Source organism: Aeromonas sp. ASNIH7 (genome assembly GCF_002903485.1).
GTDB lineage: Bacteria > Pseudomonadota > Gammaproteobacteria > Enterobacterales > Aeromonadaceae > Aeromonas > Aeromonas caviae.
Window position 1 is genome coordinate 1,295,115 of record NZ_CP026226.1, and the last position, 17,005, is coordinate 1,312,119.

17 protein-coding genes are annotated in these 17,005 nt (G+C 63.2%); 5 read left to right on the forward strand and 12 right to left on the reverse strand.

The window, feature by feature from the left end; genetic code table 11:
• Positions 1-176 precede the first annotated feature (176 nt).
• The 3 genes from barA to C2U47_RS05910 all read left to right on the forward strand — a co-directional run bounded on the left by barA (position 177) and on the right by C2U47_RS05910 (position 4,367).
• On the forward strand, positions 177-2,897 hold the full coding sequence (gene barA, locus C2U47_RS05900; protein ID WP_045521991.1) for a two-component sensor histidine kinase BarA: 2,721 nt from the start codon (positions 177-179) through the stop codon (positions 2,895-2,897).
• A gap of 64 nt (positions 2,898-2,961) precedes the next feature.
• On the forward strand, positions 2,962-3,447 hold the full coding sequence (locus C2U47_RS05905) for a DUF1456 family protein (protein ID WP_049636104.1): 486 nt from the start codon (positions 2,962-2,964) through the stop codon (positions 3,445-3,447).
• A 32-nt stretch (positions 3,448-3,479) separates the two neighbouring features.
• Positions 3,480-4,367, forward strand: a complete 888-nt coding sequence (locus C2U47_RS05910; protein ID WP_223917952.1) for an N-acetylmuramoyl-L-alanine amidase — start codon at positions 3,480-3,482, stop codon at positions 4,365-4,367.
• Positions 4,368-4,508: 141 nt separating this feature from the next.
• On the opposite strand, the gene pdxJ is transcribed toward C2U47_RS05910, so the two are convergent.
• The 10 genes from pdxJ to rpoE all read right to left on the reverse strand — a co-directional run bounded on the left by pdxJ (position 4,509) and on the right by rpoE (position 13,373).
• Positions 4,509-5,246, reverse strand: a complete 738-nt coding sequence (gene pdxJ / locus C2U47_RS05915; RefSeq protein ID WP_010675636.1) for a pyridoxine 5'-phosphate synthase — start codon at positions 5,244-5,246, stop codon at positions 4,509-4,511.
• 157 nt (positions 5,247-5,403) lie between these two features.
• The gene (recO, locus tag C2U47_RS05920; RefSeq protein WP_039040537.1) at positions 5,404-6,114 is read right to left on the reverse strand and encodes a DNA repair protein RecO; all 711 of its coding nucleotides are present in this window, start codon (positions 6,112-6,114) and stop codon (positions 5,404-5,406) included.
• Complete coding sequence (era, locus tag C2U47_RS05925) at positions 6,115-7,014, reverse strand: GTPase Era (RefSeq protein ID WP_041211854.1); 900 nt, start codon at positions 7,012-7,014, stop codon at positions 6,115-6,117.
• Positions 7,015-7,075: 61 nt separating this feature from the next.
• Entirely contained in the window at positions 7,076-7,747 is a 672-nt protein-coding gene (gene rnc / locus C2U47_RS05930; RefSeq protein ID WP_010675639.1) for a ribonuclease III, read from the reverse strand.
• A complete protein-coding gene (lepB, locus tag C2U47_RS05935) occupies positions 7,748-8,671 on the reverse strand; it encodes a signal peptidase I (protein WP_010675640.1) in 924 nt (307 codons plus the stop codon). It abuts the gene before it with no gap.
• 3 nt (positions 8,672-8,674) lie between these two features.
• The gene (gene lepA / locus C2U47_RS05940; RefSeq protein WP_010675641.1) at positions 8,675-10,468 is read right to left on the reverse strand and encodes a translation elongation factor 4; all 1,794 of its coding nucleotides are present in this window, start codon (positions 10,466-10,468) and stop codon (positions 8,675-8,677) included.
• A gap of 159 nt (positions 10,469-10,627) precedes the next feature.
• Complete coding sequence (locus C2U47_RS05945; RefSeq protein WP_039040538.1) at positions 10,628-11,089, reverse strand: SoxR reducing system RseC family protein; 462 nt, start codon at positions 11,087-11,089, stop codon at positions 10,628-10,630.
• Between the two features lie 90 nt (positions 11,090-11,179).
• A complete protein-coding gene (locus C2U47_RS05950; protein WP_010675643.1) occupies positions 11,180-12,160 on the reverse strand; it encodes a MucB/RseB C-terminal domain-containing protein in 981 nt (326 codons plus the stop codon).
• 21 nt (positions 12,161-12,181) lie between these two features.
• Positions 12,182-12,769 carry a sigma-E factor negative regulatory protein gene (locus C2U47_RS05955; protein ID WP_043154818.1) on the reverse strand — a complete coding sequence of 196 codons (588 nt, stop codon included), beginning with the start codon at positions 12,767-12,769 and terminating at the stop codon, positions 12,182-12,184.
• Positions 12,770-12,791: 22 nt separating this feature from the next.
• Positions 12,792-13,373: an RNA polymerase sigma factor RpoE gene (gene rpoE / locus C2U47_RS05960; RefSeq protein ID WP_010675645.1), complete on the reverse strand. Its 582-nt coding sequence runs from the start codon at positions 13,371-13,373 to the stop codon at positions 12,792-12,794.
• A gap of 181 nt (positions 13,374-13,554) precedes the next feature.
• On the opposite strand from rpoE, the gene nadB reads away from it, so the two are divergent.
• Positions 13,555-15,162: an L-aspartate oxidase gene (gene nadB / locus C2U47_RS05965; RefSeq protein WP_010675646.1), complete on the forward strand. Its 1,608-nt coding sequence runs from the start codon at positions 13,555-13,557 to the stop codon at positions 15,160-15,162.
• 118 nt (positions 15,163-15,280) lie between these two features.
• Here the strand turns inward: nadB and C2U47_RS05970 are convergent, their stop codons facing one another.
• Both C2U47_RS05970 and C2U47_RS05975 read right to left on the reverse strand, forming a co-directional pair.
• Positions 15,281-15,652: a protein YgfX gene (locus C2U47_RS05970; RefSeq protein ID WP_043154867.1), complete on the reverse strand. Its 372-nt coding sequence runs from the start codon at positions 15,650-15,652 to the stop codon at positions 15,281-15,283.
• A gap of 58 nt (positions 15,653-15,710) precedes the next feature.
• The gene (locus C2U47_RS05975; protein ID WP_041213909.1) at positions 15,711-15,980 is read right to left on the reverse strand and encodes an FAD assembly factor SdhE; all 270 of its coding nucleotides are present in this window, start codon (positions 15,978-15,980) and stop codon (positions 15,711-15,713) included.
• Positions 15,981-16,093: 113 nt separating this feature from the next.
• Here C2U47_RS05975 and ygfZ point away from each other — a divergent pair, with 113 nt between their 5' ends.
• Entirely contained in the window at positions 16,094-17,005 is a 912-nt protein-coding gene (ygfZ, locus tag C2U47_RS05980; RefSeq protein ID WP_199766841.1) for a tRNA-modifying protein YgfZ, read from the forward strand.

Here is a 17,005-nt window from a genome sequence, read left to right on the forward strand (position 1 = left end):
GAGGGCCCCAGCCGCGGCATCCGCCCCATCGTCCATTCTGACCAAAAGTGGCCCATTGATATGACCGGATACGGCCTGAGACCCCGTACAGCGACATTGACTGTATTGCCTGCCCGACCCCGGTGCCTGCATGCGCCCCGGATCATGGCCTCTCTTGCGAAAGGCGGGTCGGCGGCATGACCAAGTACGGTCTCAGGGCCCGGGTGCTGGCCTTCACCATCTTGCCGACCCTCATCATCGGCGGCCTCATCGCCGGCTATTTCACCTTCCACCGCTATCAGCAGCTGGAAAACAACCTCATCGATCAGGGCATCAACATCATCGAGCCCCTGGCCATCGCCAGCGAATACGGCATGACACAGCACAGCCGCGAATCCCTCAAGCGGCTGATCGGGCTCACCCATCGCAAAAACTCGCCCTTCATCAAGTCCATCGCCGTCTTCACCCAGGAGAACCAGCTGTTCGTGACGTCCAACTACCACAGGGACTTCAGCCAGCTTCGTCTGCCGGACGGCAGCGTCATCCCGGCCCTGACCAGCGTCTCCGTCAACGGCGATGACATCATACTGCGCACCCCCATCCAGGCAGAGACCAGCCTGGACGGCTTCCCGCTGCCAAGCGATCTGGAGCCGCCGGTCATCGGCTACATCTCCATGCAGCTCGCCACGGACAGGGCCATCGTCCTGCAGTACCGCGACGCCTTCTTCGCGGTCATCATCGTGCTCATCGGGCTGGCCATCAGCGCCCTGTTCGGCTTCCGTCTGGTCAAGAGCGTGACCCAGCCCATCACCGACATGGTGCAGGCGGTGCACCGGATCAGGGAGGGGCGACTCGATACCCGGGTCAGCGGCCAGCTCACCGGCGAGCTGGACATGCTCAAGAACGGCATCAACGCCATGGCCAAGGCGCTCTCCGAATATCACGAGGAGATGCAGCAGAACATCGATCAGGCGACGTCGGATCTGCGGGAGACCCTCGAGCAGATCGAGATCCAGAACGTCGAGCTCGACATGGCGAAGAAGCGCGCCCAGGAGGCCGCCAGGGTCAAGTCCGAGTTCCTCGCCAACATGTCCCACGAGCTGCGCACCCCGCTCAACGGGGTCATCGGCTTCACCCGCCAACTGCTCAAGACCAGCCTGACCCCGAGCCAGACCGACTACATGCAGACCATCGAGAAGTCGGCGCGCAACCTCCTTGGGATCATCAACGACATCCTCGACTTCTCCAAGCTGGAGGCGGGCAAGCTGCAGCTCGAGCACATCCCCTTCAGCCTGCGGGACACCCTCAACGAGACCATGCACCTGCTGGGGCCGAGCGCCCACGACAAGCAGCTCGAACTCTCCCTCCAGGTGGATGCCGCCGTGCCGGACTACCTCACCGGCGACCCCATGCGCCTGCAGCAGGTGCTCACCAACCTCACCGGCAACGCCATCAAGTTCACCGAGCGCGGCAACGTGGACGTGCGTGTCGAGCAGACCGGGGAATCGAACGGCAACAAGGTGCGCCTGCGGGTGCTGATTCGCGATACCGGCATCGGCATCTCGGAAGAGCAGCAGCGCCAGTTGTTCCAGGCCTTCAACCAGGCTGACTCCTCCATCTCCCGCCGCTATGGGGGCACCGGGCTCGGGCTCGTCATCACCCAGAAGCTGGTGCAGCAGATGGGGGGCCAGATCCGCTTCGAATCCGAACTCGGCAAGGGGTCGGTTTTCTCGTTCCACCTGGATCTGGATGTCTCACCCCTGCCCCAGAGCGAGCGGCTTCCGCTGGATCGCATCCAGGGCAAGCGGGTCTGGCTGCTGGAGCCGGATCCCTTCACTCACGCCTCCCTGCTTGCCCTGCTGGGAGAGTGGCACCTGGATGTGCACTCCCTGACGGTGGACGAGGAGTGGCCCCCGATGAGCAGCCAGGACATGGTGCTCATCGGCAGCAGCACCCTGCACAGCCCACAGCAGGTGATTGCCCGTCTCGACGGACTGGACGGCCAGCAGAACACCATAGTGCTGCTCAGCAGCCACGAGCCGGCCCTCTACGACGCCATGCTGGCCCACGGCGCCGTCCACTGCCTCTCCAAGCCCATCAACCATCGCAAGTTGCTGCACGCCCTGCTCTCCCCCGAGGCGGTACGCCGTGCCCCCCTGCCCGCGCCGACGCCGCGCAGCGTGCAGGCGGTCAAGGTGCTGGCGGTGGATGACAACGCCGCCAACCTCAAGCTCATCGCCGCCATGCTCAAGGAGATGGTGACCGAGGTGGTGGTGTGCAAGAACGGCAAGGAGGCGGTCAACCTGGCCCAGAGCCAGCCGTTCGACATCATCTTCATGGATATCCAGATGCCCGTCATGGACGGCATCAGCGCCACCCAGGCGATCCGCCACCACTCCCTCAACACCGAGACCCCCATCGTCGCGGTCACCGCCCATGCCATTCCCGGTGAGCGGGAGCGCCTCATTCGCCAGGGCATGGACGACTACCTGGCCAAACCCATCGACGAGGGGATGCTGGCGCAGCTCATCACCGACTTCGCCCACCGGCGGCACCAGAATCACGGGGATCAGCAGATAGACTGGCCCCTCGCCGTGCGTCAGGCCGCCGGCAAGCCAGCCCTCGCCCGGGAGATGCTGACCATGCTGCTGGCCAGCTTCGACGAGGTGGAGCCCATCCTGGCGGCGGCGCTGGAAGGGAGTGCCGACGATGCAGACGTGCTGGCCCAGCTCCACCGCCTCAACGGTGGCTGCGCCTACTCCGGGGTGCCGGGTCTGCAACGCCTGCTCTCCCAGCTCGAGCAGCAGCTGCGCGACGGGGTCGCCGTGAGCGATCTGGAACCCGAGTTGCTGGAGCTGCAGGATGCCCTGGAGCAGGTGAGGCAGGAGGCCCCCCGCTACCTGGCCCTGACCGACTGAGGCGCTTTTTCTGACTGGACAGGCGGCAGGTGGTAACATCTGCGCCGTTTCCACAGGAGTCAACATGACCAACAACGATATTCTGCGCCGCCTGCGCTATGCCCTCAGCATCAGCAACGACCAGATGGTCGAGATCTTTGCCAAGGGCAACCTGACCGTCACCCACGCCCAGCTCCACAGCTGGTTGCTGAAAGAGGCGGCGGAAGGGGAAGAGCAGGACCCGGGCTTTGTCCCTTGCCCGGACTCGGCACTGAGCCAGTTCCTCGACGGCTTCATCGCCCTGCGCCGCGGTGTGCGGGAAGATGCCCCGCCCCAGGTGATCCCGAACCGGATCAACAACAACCTGATCCTGCGCAAGCTGCGCATCGGCCTCAACTACAAGGAAGAGGAGATGCTGGGCACCCTCAAGCTCGCGAACTTCAACCTCTCCAAGTCCGAGCTGAGCGCCCTATTCCGTGCCAGGGATCACAAGCACTATCAGGATTGCGGGGATCAGATCCTGCGCAACTTCCTGATTGGCCTCACCACCAAATACAGGCCCGGGCCCTGATGACCGCCTCCGGCCAGGTGCGAGGCTAGACCATGGGCTGGCGCCGCCTGCTGGCTCCACGCCCGACGAGCGGCGGCGCGTGCCGGTTCGCGGCGCGCTGGCGCTGGTCACTGCCCCTCATCCTGCTGCTCGGCGCCTGCCAGCCTGCGCCCTATCGTCTCAATCAGGAGCATCAGAGTGCCAGCCAGAACGAGCGCATCGCCTTTCTCATCCTGCACTACACGGATGAAGAGGATGCCCGCTCCCTACGCCTGCTGACCGAACCGGAGCACAAGGTGAGCGCCCACTACCTGATCCCCCGCGACACCGACGAGCAACCGTTCCCGGTCTACCAGCTGGTGCCCGACAGCCAGCGGGCCTGGCACGCCGGACGCAGTCGCTGGCATCACTACGCCGGGCTCAACGCCAGTTCGCTCGGCATCGAGATAGTGAATCTCGGGTATGACGAGAAAGACGCGGCCCTGCCCGCCCATCTGAGACACTGGCAACCCTATCCTCCTGCCCAGATCGCCGCCCTCGGCGCACTCGCCCGGGATCTGGTCGAACGCTACCAGATACCCCCCACCCAGGTGCTGGCCCACAGCGATGTCGCCCCCGAGCGCAAGCAGGATCCCGGCCCCCGGTTCCCCTGGCGCGAGCTCGCCCTGCGCTACGGTGTCGGCGCCTGGCCCGACGAGGCCCGGGTGGCCGAGCTGCGCCAGACGCAGCTCATCCCCTGGGATGCGCTGCAATGGCAGCAGCAGCTTGCCCGTTACGGCTACGGCCTACCCCAGCACGGCGCCTGGGATGAGCAGAGCCGCGCCGTCCTGCGCGCCTTCCAGCTTCACTTTCGCTCCGCCCTGGTCACCGGCGAGCCGGATGCCGAGTGCCAGGCCATCCTCACCGCCCTGCTGGAGCGCTACTTCCCGGAACCAGGCTGAGGCGCCCCTTCCCTTTCGCCCTCTGCACACGGATGCCCGGCCCCCTGCCAGATGAGCACGGGGTTCACCCCGCCTTCCACTCCTGAAAACCACAAGGGACGCCGAAGCGTCCCTTGTGGTTTTCATACCTGCGAAGCGGCATCAGATCCCCTGACGGGCTTCCTGCATCAGCGCACGCATGTCGCTGACCGCCTTGGCCAGACCGTCGAAGGCGGCGCGACCGATGATGGCGTGACCGATGTTGAGCTCATAGAGCTCGGGGATGGCGGCGATGGCCTTGACGTTGTGGTAGTGCAGACCGTGGCCCGCATTGACCTTCAAGCCCTTGCCAGCGGCGTAGGAAGCTCCGGCGGCGATGCGCTTGAACTCGGCGTTGCGCTCGGCATCCGTGGTGGCATCGGCGTAGCGGCCGGTGTGGATCTCGATGAAGGGAGCACCGCTCGCGGCGGCCGCATCGATCTGCAACGGATCTGCATCGATGAAGAGGGATACCTGAGCACCGACGGCCGCAAGACGGGTCACCGCATCGGTCACCTTGTCCAGCTGGCCCGCCACGTCCAGACCACCCTCGGTGGTCACCTCGGTGCGCTTCTCCGGCACCAGGCAGACAAAGTGGGGCTTGATGCGGCAGGCGATGCCGATCATCTCCTCGGTCACCGCCATCTCCAGGTTCATCCTGGTCTGGATGGTCTGGCGCAGGATCTCCACGTCCCGGTCGGTGATGTGGCGGCGATCTTCCCGCAGGTGGACCGTGATGCCATCGGCACCGGCCTGCTCGGCCACGAAGGCGGCCTGTACCGGATCCGGATACTGGGTGCCGCGGGCGTTGCGCAGGGTGGCGATATGGTCGATGTTCACACCCAGGTAGATCTCGCTCATTGCTTACTCCTTGATACAGGTCATCTGTGAATGCCGGAGCGGGTGGAGCCCGCTCCTCTGTCCATGTGCCGCCGCAGGCCGGTTCTGGTCGCGGCGACAGCATTATTGTTCATGAAAGGCGATGTCATAAACACAAAACATCACCAGATAATAAAAATCAGCTTGAAACACTGCCTTTTCGCTTCAAAAAGAGCTCCCTGCTCTTCAGTTGACGCTTGCCGAGATAGGGCTGCAGCGCCAGTCGGCTGAAACGCTTGGCCGCCTGCAGCAAGGGAGGCGTGTCAAAACGCCCCTCGGCGAAGGCCAGCAGGTGGGCGCCGAGGAACAGGGTACGGGGATCCGGCGCCCGCTCGCAAGCGACAAAGCCGAGCTCCCGCTCGAAGCCGTAGAGCAGGGTGGGGTCGATGGGGGAGTCGTCGTCCGCGGCATATTCGAAGTCCACCGCGTAGCCCAGGGCCTGCAGCAGCAGGAACTCGAAGCGGCGCAGGGGCAGCTCCGGGGTCTCGCCGTCCGCCAGGGCCATGATGGCACGGGCATAGGCGTCGAACACCTCGGGGAAGGGGGTGTGCGCTTCCAGCAGGTAGTAGACCAGCTCGTTGAGATAGAGGCCGTAGAAGAGACGATCCCCGCCGAGGCGCAACGAGTGATCCGGGCACTCCACCTGGGTGAGGTTCTTGAGATCCCCCTTGCCGCGCCAGGCAATGGTGAGCAGGGTGAAGGGCTGAAGCAGCCCCTTCAGAGAGGAGCGTGGCCCGCGGGAACCGCGAGCCACCAGGGTGAATCGACCGCTATCCTGGGTGAAGACCTCGACCAGCTGGCTGGTCTCCCGATAGGGCCGACTGTGGATGACGAAAGCCGGGGTCAGCAATCAGTCGTCGCCATACCCGAGGCTGCGCAGGGCCCGCTCGTCGTCGGCCCAGCCGGACTTGACCTTGACCCACAGCTCGAGATGCACCTTGTTCTGGAACAGCCGTTCCATGTCGATGCGCGCCTCTGTGCCGATGGTCTTGATCTTCTCGCCCTTGTTGCCGATGACCATCTTTTTCTGGCCTTCGCGCTCCACCAGGATGAGCCCGTGGATGTGGTAGAGACCGGTCTCCTCCACCTTGAAGCGCTCGATCTCCACCGTCACCGAATAGGGCAGCTCCTCGCCGGTGAAGCGCATCAGCTTCTCGCGGATGATCTCGGAGGCCATGAAGCGGGAAGAGCGGTCGGTCACGTAATCTTCCGGGAAGAAGTGGACGTTCTCCGGCAGCAGATCCTTGGCCCACTCGCGGATCTTCTCCACGTTGGTGCCCTTCTCGGCGCTGATGGGCAGGATGTGAGCAAAGTTCATCTGCTGACCCAGCCACTCGAGGTGCGGCAGCAGATCCTCTTTCTCCTTGACGTTGTCGATCTTGTTGACCGCCAGCACCACGGGGCACTTGAGGTGGCGCAGCTTGCCCAGCACCATCTCGTCATCCTTGGTCCAGTGAGTGCCGTCCACCACGAACACCACCATGGCCACGTCCCCCAGGGAACTGGTGGCGGCGCGGTTCATCAGGCGGTTGATGGCCCGCTTCTCCTCGATGTGCAGACCCGGGGTATCCACATAGATGGTCTGATGGTTCTCCTCGGTGTCGATCCCCAGGATCCGGTGACGGGTAGTCTGGGGCTTCTTCGAGGTGATGCTGACCTTCTGGCCGAGCAACTTGTTGAGCAGGGTGGACTTGCCCACGTTGGGGCGGCCCACGATGGCGACAAAGCCGCAATAGGTGGTATCTGTCATGACCGCGTTCCCAATGCTGATGGAGTGAAATGAGCGCACAGTGCCGGATCCGTCATGGTGCTCATGACAGCCGTTCCAGTGCTTGCTGCGCCGCGGCCTGTTCGGCCTTGCGGCGGCTGGAGCCGATCCCGACCAGGGGGCCATCCAGCCCATCCACTTCGCACTGGACGGTGAACTCCTGGTTGTGGGCCTCGCCCTTGACGTTGGTCACCGTGTAGGTCGGCAGGGATTTGCGGCTGCCCTGCAGGATCTCTTGCAGACGGGTCTTGGGATCCTTCTGTTCGATCCCGGGCTTGATCTCGCCAAGGCGGCTGGCATACCAGCCGAGCAGGAGGCTGCGCACCCGCTCCAGATCCGTGTCCAGATAGATGGCGCCGATCACCGCCTCGACGGTGTCGGCCAGGATGGACTCGCGGCGAAAACCGCCGCTTTTCAGCTCCCCCGGCCCCAGGATCAGGTGATCCCCGAGGTCGAATTCCCGGCCCAGCTCGGCCAGCGTCTTCTCGCGCACCAGGGTGGCGCGCATCCGGCTGAGATCCCCTTCCGCCGCCTGCGGGAAGCGGTGGAAGAGGTCATCGGCAATCACCAGACTCAGGATGGAGTCCCCCAGAAATTCCAGGCGCTCGTTGTGACGGGACCCTGCGCTGCGATGGGTCAGTGCCCGGGTCAGCAGCTCAGGATCCTGAAAGACATGCCCGAGACGGGACTGCAGTCTGTTCATCTTGATATTCATTTACTTGATTCCGCCAATGCGGTTGAAGCGCACACCGGTCGGCACCCAGCTCGGCAAGCTGGATCCTTCCTCGCGCTCGAATTCGAAACTGATCCAGATGGCGACCGCCTTGCCCACCAGGTTCTGCTCGGGCACGAAGCCCCAGAAACGGCTGTCGGTGCTGTTGTCGCGGTTGTCACCCATCACGAAATAGTGGCCTTCCGGCACCACCCACTCGTCGGGGTAGGTGCCGGGCTGGCGATAGTAGCGGTCCACCAGGTCCGGCATCAGCGGGTTGCGCAAGGTCTCGTGGGAGACATCACCCAGCTGTTCGGTGTAGCGATCCAGCGGGATCCCCATCTGGCTGAACTCGCCGCGCTGCTCGAACTTGACGTCCAGCTTCTGGAAGCCAGGGCACGTTTTCCCTTCCTGCTCATCGCACTTGGGCCGGATCATCAGCTCCTTGTTGCGATAGATGACCCGATCGCCGGGCATGCCGACCACCCGCTTGATGTAGTCCACCCGGGTATCCAGCGGATACTTGAAGACCACCACATCACCGCGCTTCGGCTCACCGGTCTCGAGGAACTTGGTGTTGGTCACCGGGTCCTTGAGGCCGTAGGCAAACTTCTCCACCAGGATGAAGTCGCCCACCAGCAGGGTCGGCATCATGGAGCCGGACGGGATCTGGAACGGCTCGAAGATGAAGGAGCGCAGGATCAGCACCAGCGCGATCACCGGGAAAACCCCGCCGGTCTGTTCGATCCAGACCGGCATGGGGGCCACCTTGGCCAGTGTCTTCTCGTCCACATCCGGACCGGCATTGGCACGGGCGGCGGCAATCTTGGCCGCCCGCTGCTTGGCCCAGACCAGCTTGTCGAGCGTCCAGATGATGCCGGTCAGCAGGGTGACGACGACGAGGATCAGGGAAAAGGTGCTTGCCATCGATTAATCCTTTCCGACGTGGAGAATGGCGAGGAAGGCCTCTTGCGGCACGTCCACACGGCCCAGAGACTTCATCCGCTTCTTGCCTTCTTTCTGCTTGTTCAACAGCTTCTTCTTCCGGCTCACGTCACCACCGTAGCACTTGGCGGTGACGTCTTTACGCAATGCCTTGACGGTGCTGCGGGCGATGATCTGGTTGCCGATGGCGGCCTGGATGGCGATGTCGAACATCTGGCGCGGGATCAGCTCGCGCATCTTCTCCACCACCTGGCGACCGCGATACTGGGCGTTCTCCTTGTGGGTGATGATGGCCAGGGCGTCGACCCGCTCGCCGTTGATCATGATGTCCAGACGGACCATGTCGGAGGTTTCGAAACGCTTGAAGCCGTAGTCCAGGGAGGCGTAGCCGCGACTGGTGGACTTCAGACGGTCGAAGAAGTCGAGCACCACTTCCGCCATCGGGATCTCGTAGGTCAGCGCCACCTGCTTGCCGTGGTAGACCATGTTGGTCTGTACGCCGCGCTTCTCGATGCAGAGGGTGATGACGTTGCCCATGTACTCCTGCGGCAGCAGGATGTGGCACTCGGCGATGGGCTCGCGCATCTCCTTGATGTTGTTGATGGCGGGCATCTGGGCCGGGCTGTCGATGTGGATGGTGGAGCCATCGTTCAGCTCGATCTCGTAGACCACGGTCGGTGCGGTGGTGATGAGATCCAGATCGTATTCACGCTCCAGACGCTCCTGGATGATCTCCATGTGCAGCATCCCGAGGAAGCCGCAGCGGAAGCCGAAGCCCAGCGCCGTGGAGCTCTCCGGTTCGTAGAACAGGGAGGCATCGTTGAGGGAGAGCTTCTCCAGCGCATCGCGGAAGGACTCGTAGTCATCGCTGGAGATGGGGAACAGGCCCGCATAGACCTGGGGCTTCACCTTCTTGAAGCCGGCCAGCGCCTTCTCGGCACCGTGCTTGGCCAGGGTCAGGGTATCCCCCACCGGCGCACCGTGGATGTCCTTGATGCCGCAGACGACCCAACCTACCTCGCCACAACCCAGGCCGTCGGTGTCCACCTGCTTCGGCGTGAAGATACCGATGCGATCCACACCCCACACCTGACCGGTGCTCATCACCTTGATCTTGTCGTTCTTCTTCAGGGAACCGTTCTTGATCCGCACGAGCGACACGACCCCGAGGTAGGAGTCGAACCAGGAGTCGATGATCAGCGCCTGCAGCGGCGCCTCCGGATCCCCTTCTGGGGACGGGATCTTGGCGACGATCTCTTCCAGCACCAGATCGACACCGAGGCCGGTCTTGGCGGAGCAGCGCACCGCGTCCACCGCGTCGATGCCGACAATGTCCTCGATCTCCTCGGCAACCCGCTCGGGCTCTGCGGCCGGCAGGTCAATCTTGTTCAGCACCGGCACCACTTCCAGATCCATTTCCATGGCGGTGTAGCAGTTGGCCAGAGTCTGTGCCTCAACCCCCTGACCGGCATCCACCACCAGCAGTGCCCCTTCACAGGCAGCCAGGGAGCGAGAAACCTCGTAGGAGAAATCCACGTGGCCCGGGGTGTCGATAAAGTTCAGCTGATAGGTGTTACCGTCTTGTGCCTGGTAGTTCAGGGTCACACTCTGTGCCTTGATGGTAATGCCGCGCTCGCGCTCCAGATCCATGGAGTCCAGCACCTGGGCCTGCATCTCGCGATCGGACAGGCCGCCGCAAGTCTGGATCAAACGGTCCGACAGGGTCGACTTACCGTGGTCGATGTGCGCAATAATCGAAAAGTTACGAATGTGTTTCATCGAGCAAGAATCACTCAAAATTAAGTTAGGGTCGGATATGAGGGCAGGATTTTACTGGATAACCCGGTCGACGGCCAATCTTTAGTCGGCGGGCCCCACAAATAGCGCCTTGTCTGGCGGGCGTTGGGCACCTGGATGCCCTCCGCCAGACCAGGCCCCTCAAGAGAGATGACGGGTATTGAGCACCACCCCGAGCATGCGGGGACCGTATTCCCCCTGCTCGAGCCGGTCAGAAAAGTAACGAACCAGTAAAAATCCGATGGCGCCGCCCAGCAGACAGCAGAGGATGGTCACCCCCTCTCCCGCCGACAAGAGCGGCACCAGCCAGAGCTGGCCGAGCAGGGCGCCCAGCAGCAGACAGAAGAGCGGCAGCACGTACACCAGGGCCGCACCGCGCAGGATGCTGGCCTGAGGGATGCCCAGGCGGATCTGCTGGCCCACCGCTACATCGCCGGTGAGGGCGACCCGCAGCCGCTGCGCCTTCATGGGAAAGGCCTTGGCGACGGTGCCGGTCCCGCAGCTGGATTGTTGGTGGCAACCGCTGCAGGCGGATCGCCGCTCGCACTCCACCCAGGCGTGATTGCCGTCGATGGCCACTACTGTGGCCAGCTCTTCACTCATGTTACTCACCTGATGACTCCTCACAGGGGGCGGTGGATGCACCGGATCTCAGCACGGCGGCACCCTCAGGGCAAGTCTCACGGCAAAGACTCACTGCACCGCCTCGTTGCGGGCCAGCGGCTGCACGGCCTCGGCGATGCGCTTGGCGGTTTCGGCGGGCACCTCGCCCACCACGGTGATCTCTACCCCGACCTCGTTGACGAAGCTCACCAGCGAGGTGGCCCCCTGGCGAATCAACTGCTGGCGCACCGCCTGCTTGGGATCGACCCGGGAAACGTAGACGGAGAGATCCACCAGCCCGTCGGAGAGCATCATGTAATCCACCGGCAGACTGGTGCTGACCAGCTGATGCCGATCCTGAGAGAGCACCTTGAAGCCATCGGGCAACCAGGTCAGGTGCCAGTTAAGGGTCTGCTGGGGAGCGGGATAGGCATCTTCCAGCGCCAGCGCATCCGGCAGCTTGCTGCGTGCCAGGGTGACCAGCCAGGGGGCCGGCGCAGATTGCCTGTCCAGATCCACCCCCAGCACCTGCTCCACCAGATTTCCTTCCCGATCCACCATGTCCACCCGCAGCAGCAGATGGCTCTGTTCGTCAATCCAGAGCACGAAGCCGTACTTGTCCGCCTCCTTGGGCACCAGCCGTACCACTTGTGCCACCAGGCCGGCCACCCGGCTGCGGCCCGCCAGCACGGGGTCATAACTCTCCATCACCCGGGGCAGCGGCATCCTCACCAGGCTCGACCAGACCCCGGGGAAACGCGCCCCCTTGAGGGTGTAGGGTTCATGGGTGTTTTCGAAGAAGGTGTATTCGTTCTGGCGTTGCAGGAACTCCACGGCCTTGCCGTCGAGATAGCTCAGGTGAGCCACCTCCTTGCCATCGATGATCCCGTGGCTGAAACGGATAGGCTCGAGGCGCCCCTGGCGGGCCTTGACCATGGACAATTCGAAGTTTTGTTGCGAAACGGCACTCTGCATCTGCTGCAACAAGGCCTCGGCCGACAGATCGTCGGCCGAGGCCTTGGCACAAATCAACAGGAGAGAGGCCAGCAGGATACGGCTGGACTGGCGCACGATCTGATCCCTAAAAATGCGTTATTCCTGAATCTGCTTGTCTTGCAGCAGACGCTGTTGCAGTTGATGGTCGCGCAGGAAGGCATTGATGCGCTCGCGCTGCTCCTGCATCTGCTGCTCGCTCAGACCTTGCTGACGCACACCGGTCCGGCTGCCATCCTGGGGATAGTGCACGCTCACCGGCGCAGCACTGCCACCCACGGGTATGGTATTGAGCACCGGACTGGCCGGTACACCATCCTTGCCCTGGTACTGCTGCACGCCGAAGATGACGGCGGCAGCCACGGAGGCGGCAATGGCATACTGCCCCACTTGCTGGCCAAAGCGGCGAACGAAGGGGATCACCTTGCCGGCGGGCTGCACCTGGGGCGCAGCAGGCTGTGCCGGCTTGGGCGCCAGTATGGCGGGTTCATCCTCCAGCGCCAGCATGATGCTGTCGCTGAGATCCAGTTGCAGATTGACCGGCAGGTCACCCCGCATGGCATCACCGATCAGATGGTAACGCGACCAGGTATCCTGCAGAGCGGGATCCGTTCCCAGCTCGTTCAGTACCTCGATTTCGCTAAGGTCGCCATCCATCAGGGCTGAAAGTTGCTCTTTATTTGCCATAAGTTTGCCTGTCTTTCCCCAGTTAATGCTCGATCAGAGGTTGCAGCTTTTTATCGATTGCTTCCCTCGCCCGGAAGATGCGGGATCTCACCGTACCCACCGGACAATCCATGATCTCCGCAATCTCCTCGTAGCTCAGCCCTTCCATTTCACGAAGGGTGATCGCCGTTCTCAAATCTTCTGGCAAGGCTTCTATGGCGGTAAACACGGTACGCTTGATCTCGTCGGTCAGCGCCAGGTTTTCCGGGGTGGCCACCTCTTGCAGGGCTTCACCACCACCATAATATTCAGCCTCGTCCGCTTCGACATCACTGCTGGGCGGTCTGCGCCCCTGTGACGTCAGGTAGTTTTTGGCCGTGTTGACGGCAATCCGGTACAACCAGGTGTAAAACGCGCTCTCGCCACGGAATGTCGGCAACGCACGGTAGGCCTTGATGAATGCCTCCTGCGCCACATCCGGTACATCGCCCGGATTGTTGACATACCTGGCCACCAGGTTGACCACCTTGTGCTGGTACTTGCGTACCAACAGGTTGAATGCATTTTTATCGCCACGCTGGACCCGTTCAACCAGCTGTTCGTCCAGTAGATTCTGGTCGCTCATCAGAGCCGTAAAACCCCCATCAGGTTATCGTTTTTCTTTTCCGGCCCCTTCTAAGCGCACAAGTTCAGACAGGAGGAATCAGGGAAAGTTCGCTTGCATTGAAAAAAATGTGATGCGGGCTGCATCACAACCCCCCTTGGGCTACCATGGGGCCAGTTCTTAATCCAGGCCAATGATACTTATGAAAGCAAGTGTTGAATACCTTTGCGACGTACTCATCATTGGCAGCGGTGCCGCCGGTCTGTCCCTCGCGTTGCGATTGGCAGACCAGGCCAAAGTCCTGGTTCTGAGCAAGGGGCCCATCAGTGAGGGGGCCACTCTCTATGCGCAAGGAGGCATCGCTGCCGTGTTCGACGAGACCGACAGCATCGAATCCCACGTGAGCGACACGCTCAACGCCGGCGCCGGGTTGTGCGACCCGGCGGTGGTGGAGTTCACCGCCCGCAACGCCCGCGACTCCATCCAGTGGCTCATTCAGCAAGGGGTCCCCTTCGATCAGGAAGAGGATGCCGAGGGGGAATCCCACTATCACCTGACCCGGGAAGGGGGTCACAGCCATCGCCGCATCTTCCACGCGGCCGACGCCACCGGCAAGGCGGTGCAGCTCACCCTGATCGACCAGGTGCGCGCCCACCCCAACATCCAGCTGATGGAGCGCTTCAACGCGGTCGATCTCATCACCACCCGCAAGCTGGGTCTGCCGGGCAACAAGGTATTGGGAGCCTATGTCTGGAATCGCAACGCCGAGCAGGTCGAGGTGATCCGCGCCCGCTTCGTGGCGCTGGCCACCGGCGGGGCCTCCAAGGTGTACCAGTACACCTCCAACCCGGACGTCAGCTCTGGCGACGGCATCGCCATGGCATGGCGCGCCGGCTGCCGGGTGGCGAACCTGGAGTTCAACCAGTTCCACCCCACCAGCCTGTTCCACCCTGACGACCCCAACTTCCTGCTGACCGAAGCGCTGCGTGGCGAAGGGGCCTACCTGCGCCGTCCCGACGGCAGCCGCTTCATGCCGGAGTTTGACGAGCGGGCCGAGCTGGCCCCGCGGGACATCGTCGCCCGCGCCATCGACCACGAGATGAAGCGCCTCGGGGCGGATTGCATGTATCTGGACATCAGCCACAAGCCGGCGGATTTCATCATCAAGCACTTCCCGACCATTTATGAGCGCTGCCTCGCGGTCGGTATCGACATCACCAGGGAGGCGATGCCCATCGTCCCGGCGGCCCACTACACCTGTGGCGGCGTGATGATCGACAACAACGGCCAGACCGACATCCCCGGCCTCTATGCCATCGGCGAGGTGACCTATACCGGGTTGCACGGCGCCAATCGCATGGCCTCCAACTCCCTGCTCGAATGCGTGGTCTATGCCCACCAGGCGGGAGCCGACATCCTGGCCAAGCTGCCCACCAGCGTGGCGCCCCCCAGCCTGCCGGCCTGGGACGAGAGCCAGGTGGATGACTCGGACGAGCAGGTGGTGATCCAGCACAACTGGCACGAGCTGCGGCTGATGATGTGGGACTACGTGGGCATAGTGCGCACCAACAAGCGCCTGGCCCGGGCCAAGCGTCGCATCGATCTGCTCAAGCAGGAGGTGCAGGAGTACTACGCCAACTTCCGGGTCTCCAACAACCTGCTGGAGCTGCGCAACCTGTTGCAGGTGGCCGAGCTCATCGTCAACTGCGCCCTGGAGCGCAAGGAGTCTCGCGGTTTGCACTACAACCTGGATTATCCGGACATGCAGCCGGACTCCAAGCCAACCGTGCTGACCCCGGATCGGGAATGACGCCGGATCTGGAATAAGGCCGTTGCGTTCGATTCGGGCGTATGCCCTCCCCCAGATGACCCCGCCCAGGCGGGGTCATCTGCTATGAGCGGCAGATGTAGCAGGTAGAGAGACGCCCCTAGCGGACAGCGAGGTGGATGGCGCGGGCCAGGGCGCGGTAGTGTGCAGGGGCCAGGGCATCGGAGAAGAGCCAGAGCTGCCCCTCGGAGCCCTCCACCGTCTTCAGCCGCAACCAGAGCACCCCGGGCAGGATGCGGCTGCGGGGATCCAGCCGATGGCGCGCCCCTTGCCACTCGAGCCACTCCCCATCCCAGACGAGCACGCCGCTCGCCGCCGGATGGCGGCGCAACGCGCGCCACAGACTCAGCCCCCAGACAGGGAGGAACAGCCCCCATTGCCAGCCCTGGATCAGGCTGGCGACGGGCAAGAGCAGCAACAGAAACAGGATGCACAGCAGCAGACGCTGCTGGCGGGAGGCGATCACGGGCATCACTGCCCGCTGGGGAGACGCGAGGCTGGCCATGAGGGGTGGCGGTCGCGAGTCGGGCTCAGCGCAGGCTGTCGTGGCGGGCCTGATTGCGCTCGAGGATCAGGGGGATCATGGCGGCAAAATCGGGATCCTCGGGCACGCCGTGACCCATGCACCAGCGGAACAGCTCGGGATCCTCGCACTCCAGCAGGCGGATGAAGGTGCGCTGTTCGGCCTCGCCGAGGCCATCGAACTCGTGCTCAAAGAAGGGCATAAAGATCACATCCAGCTCGAGCATGCCGCGACGGCAGGCCCACTTCAGGCGGGACTTCTCACTTGGGTTCAACATGGAACTCTCCTTACAAAGACCGGGGAATGGTAGCAGCAGGATTTTCCGGCTGACAAACATTCCTTACGTCTTTACCATGCAGGTCACATACTTTCTGTCTCTGGAATCCCATCGTGAGCCTGCCGACCCCTCTTCTTCCTGCCGAGCCGACCCTGTTTTCCCTGACCAACCTGGCCATCACCCGCCTCGGCGGCCCGGATCGCGCCAAGTATCTGCAAGGTCTGGTCACCTGCGACGTCAACGCCCTGCAACCGGGTCAGAGCACCCTCGGCGGCCACTGCGATCCCAAGGGCAAGCTGTGGAGCGATTTTCGCCTGCTCTGCCTGGAAGACAGCCTGCTGATGTTGACCAAGCCGTCAGTGCTGGCCCGCCAGCTGCCGGAGCTCAAGAAGTTTGCGATCTTTGCCAAGGTCGAGATCGGCGAGTTTCAGGGCAGCCTGACCGGACTGGCCGGTCAGGGGACGGACGACTGGATGGCACAGCACTTCGCGCTGACCGGCACCGGTCTGGTGGAGGGCGGCATGGTAGTCAGGGTGGAGGCGGACCGCTGGCTGCTGGCGACCACATCCCCGCAGGCCCTGAACCTGCCGGTGGGCGACGAAGGACTCTGGTGGGGGCTGGAAATCAAAGCCGGTCTCCCCCATCTGGAAGCGGTCCACCAGGGGGAATACATCCCCCAGATGCTGAACCTGCAAGCCCTTGATGGCATCAGCTTCAACAAGGGCTGCTACATGGGGCAGGAGACGGTGGCGCGCGCCAAGTATCGCGGCGCCAACAACCGCGCCCTCTTCGTGCTGAGCGGCACTGCCGCAACGCAGGTAGCCAGCGGTGACACCCTGGAGATCCAGCTCGGTGACAACTGGCGCCGCAGCGGTCTGGTGCTCAACGCCTGGCAGCAGCAGGGTCAGGTGTGGCTCACCGCCGTGCTGCCCAAGGACACCGAGGCCGACGCCCGCTTCCGCCTCAAGCTGGAAGAGGGCTCCAGCCTCGGTCTGCAACCCCTGCCCTATGCGTTGATCGACTGA

Excerpts from the sequence above, each read along its gene's own strand:
- C2U47_RS05910 (WP_223917952.1), top strand. The coding sequence starts at position 3,480 with ATGGGCTGGCGCCGCCTGCTGGCTCCACGCCCGACGAGCGGCGGCGCG.
- pdxJ (WP_010675636.1), bottom strand. The coding sequence starts at position 5,246 with ATGAGCGAGATCTACCTGGGTGTGAACATCGACCATATCGCCACCCTG.
- barA (WP_045521991.1), top strand. The coding sequence starts at position 177 with ATGACCAAGTACGGTCTCAGGGCCCGGGTGCTGGCCTTCACCATCTTG.
- rnc (WP_010675639.1), bottom strand. The coding sequence starts at position 7,747 with ATGAATATCAAGATGAACAGACTGCAGTCCCGTCTCGGGCATGTCTTT.
- era (WP_041211854.1), bottom strand. The coding sequence starts at position 7,014 with ATGACAGATACCACCTATTGCGGCTTTGTCGCCATCGTGGGCCGCCCC.
- C2U47_RS05955 (WP_043154818.1), bottom strand. The coding sequence starts at position 12,769 with ATGGCAAATAAAGAGCAACTTTCAGCCCTGATGGATGGCGACCTTAGC.
- C2U47_RS05945 (WP_039040538.1), bottom strand. The coding sequence starts at position 11,089 with ATGAGTGAAGAGCTGGCCACAGTAGTGGCCATCGACGGCAATCACGCC.
- C2U47_RS05970 (WP_043154867.1), bottom strand. The coding sequence starts at position 15,652 with ATGCCCGTGATCGCCTCCCGCCAGCAGCGTCTGCTGCTGTGCATCCTG.
- lepA (WP_010675641.1), bottom strand. The coding sequence starts at position 10,468 with ATGAAACACATTCGTAACTTTTCGATTATTGCGCACATCGACCACGGT.
- nadB (WP_010675646.1), top strand. The coding sequence starts at position 13,555 with ATGAAAGCAAGTGTTGAATACCTTTGCGACGTACTCATCATTGGCAGC.
- rpoE (WP_010675645.1), bottom strand. The coding sequence starts at position 13,373 with ATGAGCGACCAGAATCTACTGGACGAACAGCTGGTTGAACGGGTCCAG.
- C2U47_RS05975 (WP_041213909.1), bottom strand. The coding sequence starts at position 15,980 with ATGTTGAACCCAAGTGAGAAGTCCCGCCTGAAGTGGGCCTGCCGTCGC.
- lepB (WP_010675640.1), bottom strand. The coding sequence starts at position 8,671 with ATGGCAAGCACCTTTTCCCTGATCCTCGTCGTCGTCACCCTGCTGACC.
- C2U47_RS05905 (WP_049636104.1), top strand. The coding sequence starts at position 2,962 with ATGACCAACAACGATATTCTGCGCCGCCTGCGCTATGCCCTCAGCATC.